This is a genomic window from Faecalicoccus sp. (assembly GCF_036552745.1).
Classification (GTDB): domain Bacteria; phylum Bacillota_I; class Bacilli_A; order Erysipelotrichales; family Erysipelotrichaceae; genus Faecalicoccus.
The window spans coordinates 26,989-33,492 of the sequence record NZ_JAXKBY010000179.1 but is presented as its reverse complement, the minus strand read 5'-3'; the positions used below and the strand labels follow the sequence as shown (position 1 = coordinate 33,492).

Sequence of the window (6,504 nt, the reverse complement as noted above, 5' to 3'; positions counted from 1 at the left end):
GGAAGACAGGCTCGATAGGCTTTCGCTTGAATTATCTCTATGACACGCAGGGAAAGCTGATTGCGCAGGCAAAAGCAGGTCAAATTGTAGAAATCAATATGAAGGATCGACTTCCTGCACAAACAAAGTTGATAAAGACGATCGATACAACGCTTCAAAAGGAAATTGATCAAACTATTGAAAAGAAACAGCGAAAAGTAGCAGTGTCTTGTCATTTGGCATGTAAAGGGCCCGGATATCCGTTGGAATGCACTTTGTCTGAAAACGGTCATTGTGTGACTTGGATTAGTGAAGAGCTGGCTGATGTTGCCAAAAACAGACCTTGTGACGAAGAGGTTTTAAAACGCCAGTTTTCAAAGACAAAAGACAGCTTTATAGAAATTCAATCGTTTCGTTTTGCGTTGGATGTCCCTTTCTTTTTTCCGCTAGGTGCGCTCAATCATATCCGCAATCAGGCTATCGATGCTTTTTATGAAGAAAAGACAAAGGCTAATCCTATCATAGAAAAAACATACGATGTGAAAATAGAACCGCAAAAAATTGTGGAAAGGTACTGGATACAAGAGAAGATTCATTCTTCGATGGAAGGCTTGGCAGATCTGCGATACAATGTCACAAACTCTTATGCGATCGCGTGTTTATTGCGGTTGGGATTTTCCTGCATCGAGCTTTCTTTGGAATGTAAAGATAAGGATATACAGGCCATGCTTACAGGTTTTAAAGAACGATACGGCTTTGAGGCCCCGGTCATGGTATATCTTTATGGAAAAAGAAGGCTGATGATCATGAATCATTGTGTTGTCAATACGGCCTTAAAAGATGGACAAAGAAAGAATTGTGCTTTATGTCATAGGCATTCTTTTTATCTAAAGGGAAAGGATCAAAAGGAGTATCTGCTGGAAGGGGATGCGAAATGTCATATGTGCATTTTTGAAAAAGAAGCATGGAATGACTTGGATAAAATAGCGTACTATAAGCAGCTTGGCATACAGAATTTTCACTTGTTCTTCTTACGGGAAGATGCACTAAAAAAAGCAAAAATTCTCAAGGAATTTCAGGCTGGAGTACAGGAGTAGATATTGAATCTAAAGCGCTAAAGTGGTATTATTTTTGTAGCTTAAGGCAAAGGAGGAACTTAATATATGCCTATTATTGTTGATGTATATGCTCGTGAAGTATTAGACTCTCGTGGTAACCCAACAGTAGAAGTAGAAGTAACTACTGAATCTGGTGCTTATGGACGTGCCATGGTTCCAAGTGGAGCAAGTACAGGAGAAAGAGAAGCATTAGAATTACGTGACGGTGACAAAACTCGTTACTTAGGAAAAGGAACAACAAAAGCTGTAAACAACGTAAACAACATTATCGCACCAAAGGTAATCGGTATGGATTGCCGTGATCAGGTTCTGATTGATAAAACAATGTTAGATCTGGATGGAACTCCATTCAAGAAAAACTTAGGTGCTAACGCTACATTAGGTGTATCTATGGCTTGTGCTTTGGCAGCTGCTGATTTCTATGGTATGCCATTGTATAACTACTTCGGTGGATTCAATGCGAAGACTATGCCGGTACCTATGTGTAACGTAATCAACGGTGGTAGTCATGCCGACTCTACAGTTGACTTCCAGGAATTCATGATCATGCCGGTTGGTGCAACTTCTGAAAAAGAAGCAATCCGTATGGCTGCTGAAACATTCCATGCGTTGAAGAAAGTATTAAAAGACAAAGGATACAACACGAACGTTGGTGACGAAGGTGGATTTGCTCCTAGCTGTAAAGATGGAAACGAAGAACCACTTGAATTGTTAGTAGAAGCTATGCAGGCTGCTGGATACAAACCTGGTGAAGATATGTGCATTGCGATGGACGTTGCCGCCAGCGAATTCCACAACCATGAAACTGGATTGTATGAATTGAAGAAATCTGGTCAGGGAACTAAGACAAGTGATGAAATGATCGATATGTATGCTGAATGGATCGAAAAATATCCTATCATCTCTATCGAAGACGGACTTGGTGAACGTGACTGGGATGGATGGAAGAAACTGACTGATCGTTTAGGTGACAAAGTTCAGTTGGTTGGTGACGACTTGTTTGTTACAAACCCTTCTATCTTACAGGAAGGTATCGAAAAAGGTATCGCCAATGCGATCTTAATCAAAGTTAACCAGATCGGTACTTTGACAGAAACTTTCGATGCTATGGAATTAGCTAAGAAACATAACTACACTTGTGTAGTATCTCACCGTTCCGGAGAAACAGAAGACTCTACAATTGCTGATATCGCTGTTGGATTCAATGCCGGACAGATTAAGACTGGTTCATTGTCTCGTACAGACCGTATCGCTAAATACAACCGTTTGATGCGTATCGAAGACGAATTGAATCAGCGTGGAGCTACTTCTATTGCTCAGTACAAAGGAAAGAAATCTTTCTACAACTTGTATAAGTAAGATCTTGACCCCGTAAGGGGTCTTTTCTTTTTGTTGATTTTCCTTCATAATAATAGAAAACAAGGAGAATTTTTATGCAACAGGCAACACTGGAACAATGGAAGAAATTATATAAAGAAGCAGATGCGCTAAAGGAAAAAAGGCCATGGACGATCTTTGAAGATATCGATTTGATTGCAGTACAGCTGGAAGGAAAAAGAGAACCATATTTCTGCAGTATCATGGGTAAACAAGGAAACTGTCCAGGGATAACGATGTATTACGGGATGGATGGGTATTCTGATCTATGTATGATCATGGATTCGTACCAATACTCGGCTCCGACAACTTATATCATGGGTGATATTACTTGTATGACTTGTTATTATGGGGATAAAAATGAAATGGAACCGGACCAGAGAAAAATAATTCAGGATTTAGGACTGAAATATGAGGGTGCTAATGACTGGCCGTATTTTTATTCGTTTGAACCTCGCTATGTCCCGGTAAATTTAAATCGTGATGAAGTTATACAATGTACCAGAATTATGGAAGTTTTAAATAAAACCGTGGATATGGTCATGGAAGATGAAGAATGGCTTCCTAATTTTGAAAAAGGGGAGCTCTTAATGGCTGAATGGGATTTTGTTGAAGAAGGTGAAGAACCTAATTTGTCGATATATCCACTGCCTTTGCCAAATTCGATTCCGCGCTTTCTTACGGTAAAAGTGGAGGATTCGGTGCTGGGAGAATTTAAAGAATATGAAAGATCGGATATGGAATTGGTCATGGATCTGAATTATTTGTTTACTCCAATCGATGATCCGGACTATGATCGTCCAATCAATCCATTGTTGGTCTTGGCTTATGATTTAAAAGAAGATAGCATTTTGGCAGGCGATGTTCTGACATTGGATCATGATGAAATGGAAAGAGTGGTTTCTATTTTCTTTCATATCATTGAAAACTACGGTATTCCTAAAAAACTCTATGCACGCAATCCACGTATCTTAATCGGTATGGAATATCTTTGCGATCAGTTGAATATTGAGATTGTCAACGATCCGCTGCAGGAATTAGATGATATTTATCAAGGCATACAACAAACGATCTAGACAGGCAACTGCAAGTCAGTTGTCTTTTCATTTTGTGGAGTATATGAGTAGGGATTACGATTTGGCCTTGGTACAATAGAAGCAGGGAGGATCATCATGAACGAGCAAGTGATTAAAAGCATTTTAAAAGAACGTTTTGAATCCCATATACAACGTCATTCTTCTATAAGATGGATAGATGTAGAAAATCTGCTGACCAAAGATATATTAGAAGCTGTTTCTTATATGGAGGAAACAAAGGGAGAACCCGATGTTGTCTTTTTGGAGGGCCAGCTTTGTATCTGTGACTTTTCCAGGGAGAGTCCGCAAAGAAGAAGCTTGTGCTATGACAAAGAAGCCAGAGTCAGAAGAAAACAAAATGCACCGGTTTCCAGTGTCATGGAAGATGCACAGGAAAGAAAGCTGCTTTTATTGACGGAAGCAGAGTATTTATGGCTGCAGTCGATGGAAGATCTGGATTTGAAGACATCAAGCTGGATCAAAACAGAAGATTCGATGCGTAAACAAGGTGGTGCATTATTTGGCAGTAAACGCTATGGAAGAACTTTTATCTACTGCAATGGAGCGGATTCCTGTTATTCCAGTCGTGGCTATCGTGCTAAAGTCGTATTAAAGACGAAGTAGGTTTCTTTGTGTATCTGAAAGGTCATTCTCACAGAGTGACTTTTTTTGTATAATGAATCTACAAGAAGCGAGGGATAGTATGAAACGATGGATCGTATGTGATTTAGATGGCTCTTTAATGCCACCCAGTGATGGCTTATATGTATCAAAAGCTGTTCAGGAAAAGATGATTGCCTTGCAGGAAAAGGGGAATACGGTGATCTTAAACAGCGCCCGTGTTTTTCAGGGTGTGTATCCTTTAGCGTTGCAGATTGGTATGGATAAATTTGGTGGGTATTTGATTTCTTCCAATGGATCGCATGTCTATGATATGAAAACCAAACAAGTAATTGATCGTGTAAAAATGGATGCGGACCGAGTCTTGTGGCTATGGGAAGAAATGAAAAAGCACAATATCGGAATCGGATTTACCCAGCCGGATGCGGTTATATGTAATCAAATGCATATGGGATTTGAACTGGATCAAAAAAACTGTGATATTGATTATATTACGACAATGCATCCTAAACGATATTTAAAAGCTGATGTAGTAAAGTGCTCCATTGCGGCCAAGCCGGAAGAACTGGAAGCAGTTATTGATGATATTGAAAAAGAAATCGAAAAAAATACTGATTTTCAAGTAATTCGCAGTACACCGACTTTGTATGATGTTCTACATAAAGAAGTTTCTAAACAAGGTGCGTTGGAGAAATTGTTAAAGAGTCTACATGCAGGCTGGGATCAGGTGACTGCCATTGGTGATGGCTACAGCGATGTTGAAAGCATACGTTTGGCCGCTTTGGGATGTACTTTGGAAAATGCCAAAGAAGAATGTAAAGAAGTGGCCGATATGATCGTTCCTTCCTGCTATGAAGATGGCTGCCTGATTTGGTTAGATCGATTATTGGAGGAAACGTATGAAAGTCGTTGATATGCATTGCGATACAATTTTGGAGCTTTTAAATCACCCAGAAAAGGGATTGTTTCAAAATGATTTAAGCATTGATATTCAAAAACTGCAGAAGGGAAATTACCTGCTTCAAAATTTTGCCTTGTTTACCGATCAAAAAGTTTTATCCATTCCGGAACAACAAACGATGCGATTGATGGATGTCTTCTGGAATGAAATGGAAAAAAATAAAGAATATATCGCACCGGTATTCAGTTATGAAGATATTGAGAAAAATGAAAAGGCTGGAAAGTTGTCTGCTTTGTTGACATTGGAAGATGGCGGTGTTGTCTTTAATGATCTTTCTATGCTTAGAAATTATTATCGTTTGGGTGTTCGTATGATTGCCTTGACATGGAATTATCCCAATGGCATCGGCTATCCAAACTTTTCCATGGATGATTTTACGGACTATAAGCAGGCCAGCCCTTTGCAGCAGATCGATACAGTGCACGGATTGACAGGGTTTGGGATTCAGTATGTACAAGAGATGGAGCGTCTGGGCATGATCATTGATGTCAGCCATTTAAATGATGCCGGTTTTTATGATGTTTTAAAAAATACAACAAAACCTTTTGTGGCCTCTCATTCCAATGCCAGAAGCATTTGTCCGGTAGCTCGAAACCTGAGCGATGAGATGATTCAGGCTTTGCATGCTCGAGGTGGTGTCATGGGCATCAATTTTTGTGGGGACTTTTTAGAAGAACACGAAAGTCCAAACGGGCCAAGCCACATAGAAGCTATGGTACGTCATATTTGCCATATCAAAAAGATTGCCGGTATTGATTGTATCGGATTAGGCACGGATTTTGATGGAATTCATTCCGACTTGGAAATACCGGATGCCTCCTACATGAATCAATTGGCACAGGCTTTATCGGAAAATGGTTTTACACAGGAGGAAATCGAAAAGGTATTTTATAAAAACGTATTACGTGTTTATAAAGAAATCTTATAAGGGTTGAATGATTAATTTAAAATAATGTATGTTAATTTAACGAATTTATGATTTTTACTGTTTTTCTGTATTTTTAGTTGAACGATATTTGACTTTTAAAGTAAACTATCAGTGGTCGGCAAAACACAGGAGGAACAGTATGTCAGCAACAATCAATCGAAAAGAACTGGAAGCGAGAATGAGTGAATCATTTGATATTTCAAAAGCAGAAGCTCATGACTATATTCAGTTTGTATTTGATGAAATCACTTCGATATTGAAAGAAGGAAAAGAAATCGATATTTTTGGATTTGGACGATTTTCTGTTACGGAAAGAAAAGGGCGTATAGGCATTAATCCATCCACTGGGGAAAAGATGGAAATTCAGCCTAGCCGTAATGCGAAATTTAAATCCAGCAAGACATTAAAAGAAGCTTTGAAACAAAAGTAAATTAAAAAGGCAAG

Annotated in this window: 7 protein-coding genes; all 7 read left to right on the top strand. The window is 39.0% G+C overall.

Annotation, left to right across the window (positions count from 1 at the left end; translation table 11 throughout):
* Positions 1-1,076, top strand: a 1,076-nt coding sequence (locus U0M88_RS08640; RefSeq protein ID WP_331869561.1) for a DUF3656 domain-containing protein, incomplete at its 5' end; no start/stop codon positions are given.
* Positions 1,077-1,142: 66 nt separating this feature from the next.
* On the top strand, positions 1,143-2,456 hold the full coding sequence (eno, locus tag U0M88_RS08635; protein WP_022789742.1) for a phosphopyruvate hydratase: 1,314 nt from the start codon (positions 1,143-1,145) through the stop codon (positions 2,454-2,456).
* Between the two features lie 74 nt (positions 2,457-2,530).
* On the top strand, positions 2,531-3,550 hold the full coding sequence (locus U0M88_RS08630; RefSeq protein WP_195222058.1) for a DUF7309 domain-containing protein: 1,020 nt from the start codon (positions 2,531-2,533) through the stop codon (positions 3,548-3,550).
* A gap of 96 nt (positions 3,551-3,646) precedes the next feature.
* Complete coding sequence (locus U0M88_RS08625) at positions 3,647-4,174, top strand: DUF4256 domain-containing protein (RefSeq protein WP_320802489.1); 528 nt, start codon at positions 3,647-3,649, stop codon at positions 4,172-4,174.
* Positions 4,175-4,253: 79 nt separating this feature from the next.
* Positions 4,254-5,084: an HAD-IIB family hydrolase gene (locus U0M88_RS08620; RefSeq protein WP_331869560.1), complete on the top strand. Its 831-nt coding sequence runs from the start codon at positions 4,254-4,256 to the stop codon at positions 5,082-5,084.
* Positions 5,071-6,060: a dipeptidase gene (locus U0M88_RS08615; protein ID WP_331869559.1), complete on the top strand. Its 990-nt coding sequence runs from the start codon at positions 5,071-5,073 to the stop codon at positions 6,058-6,060. Before U0M88_RS08620 ends, U0M88_RS08615 begins: the two co-directional genes overlap by 14 nt.
* Positions 6,061-6,199: 139 nt before the next feature.
* A complete protein-coding gene (locus U0M88_RS08610) occupies positions 6,200-6,490 on the top strand; it encodes an HU family DNA-binding protein (protein WP_181965569.1) in 291 nt (96 codons plus the stop codon).
* Positions 6,491-6,504 lie beyond the last annotated feature (14 nt).